Genomic DNA, 1,650 nt, shown 5'->3' on the forward strand with positions numbered 1-1,650 from the left:
GCGCCGCGGAGGCGGCACGGGCCACCTCCGCCCGGCCCGGCGGCCTCGCGGACTCCGGCTGCCACAGCAGCGGGCCCGCGTCGCAGACGAAGCCGGCGGCGGACCGGGCCGCGGTCTCCAGCGCGGTCCCGAGGTTGCGCAACTGGGCCGGGACGCTGCCCGAGGTGGCCCCCACCTGTGCGGCGAGTTCGTCCAGGGGGACGAGTTCGCGCGCGTGCCCCGGCAGGGCGGCGTCGAGCTCCGCCACGGTCACCGGTTCGCCGCCGTCGACCGCCGCCGCGCTCCCCGGGGCGGCAGCGGTGGTGTCCACCAGCAGGTCGCCGATGCCGCTGCCGCGCAGCAGGGCACGCCGCGCGGCGTAGGCGCCGAACTCCCGGCGCCGGGCCAGGTACCGGGCAGGCGAGCAGTGGGGCTCGATGCCGAGCAACGGCGGGCACCAGCGCAGCACGGCGAGCCCGGCGGCGCTGTCGAACCAGCCGCCGCCGCTCCCGCTGCCGGTCTCCCCGCCGGTCACGGCGTCCGCGAGGAGTCGCTCGAACCGGCCGAGGCCGAGTTCGCCGTGGAGCACCGGCCGGCTGTGGTGGTCCAGCAGGGGCGGCGGCGGCAGGAAGTCCATGGACTGGTTAACGCGCGGGTCCGTGTCCGGTGTTGCCCCCGTGGGCGCTGGCGGCGCGACGGCGGGCACCCCTGCGGGCCGCGCCAGGGGCGGTGAGGGACGACGCGGCCGTTGCCGTGCCACGCGTCACTCCCTCCCGCGCCGTCCGGATGACGGCACGAGGAGGGCGATACCCCCCGTCGTGGGCGCCGGAAACGCCCGGCGCGGGGTGGTGGCGGTGCGGAAGGGGCGCGCAGGGGCGCACCCCAGGGGCTCAGAGCGTGTGTGAGACCCCGCGTCGGCTCAGCTCGCGGCGCCAGATGCGGTCAGCTCCACGGCGGAGGGGCACCCTCATACCGGGTTGTCTTCGGGTGTTCCTGGCCACGCGGCAGATGGCCGTAGCTGGCGTCGCGGGCCCGGCGTGGGGTCTCACACACGCTCTCAGAGCTCATCGCGGGTGGGGGCGGTCGCTCCGGCACTGTCCGTCGCGGTCGGGGTGGTGACCGGGGTGGCGCCACCGGGCCCCTCGGGCGGGCCGCCGAGCTGGCTGCCGGCCATGCGCGCCCACTCGTAGGGGCCGGTGCTGACGCGCGCGGCCATCTCGCCGTCGAACTCCTCGCGGAGCTCGACCCCGGCCTCGCGGGCCGCCGCCTCCGCCAGGTCGCGGTCGGAGGCGACCAGGTCGCCCCAGGCGCCGTCGGCGCCGACGAGTACCAGCCGGTGGCCGCGCGCTCCGAGGTACGCGATCTGGCCCTCGGCCGAGCCGCCGTGGGCCGAGGCGAACCTGCGGGCGGAGCGGGCGAGCCGGGTCCGCTCGCGCGCCGCGCGGCGGTCCTCGGCGGCGGGCTCGTCGGCCGCCGGGGCCTTGGGGGAACCGGTCTCCGGGAGGTCAGCACTGTCAGCCATGCCGCCCATGCTACCGACCGGTAGCACCCGGGAACAGGACGCCGCCGCCCCGGCGAGCGGTCGGAGGGGCGGCGGTCGGAGGCGGGCGGCAGCCGTGGGCGGTCGGAGGCGAGCGGCCCGGCCGACACGGCCGGCGGAAACGCCGCGAC

At 78.4% G+C, this 1,650-nt stretch carries 2 pseudogenes; both read right to left on the reverse strand.

What is annotated here, in order from left to right:
- A pseudogene (locus HCJ92_RS23965) lies at nt 1–616 on the reverse strand (amidohydrolase); the annotation flags it as partial.
- Between the two features lie 510 nt (nt 617–1,126).
- A pseudogene (locus HCJ92_RS23970) lies at nt 1,127–1,501 on the reverse strand (hypothetical protein); the annotation flags it as partial.
- Nucleotides 1,502–1,650: the final 149 nt, after the last annotated feature.

Source organism: Streptomyces spiramenti (assembly GCF_012034385.1).
GTDB classification, from domain to species: domain Bacteria; phylum Actinomycetota; class Actinomycetes; order Streptomycetales; family Streptomycetaceae; genus Streptomyces; species Streptomyces spiramenti.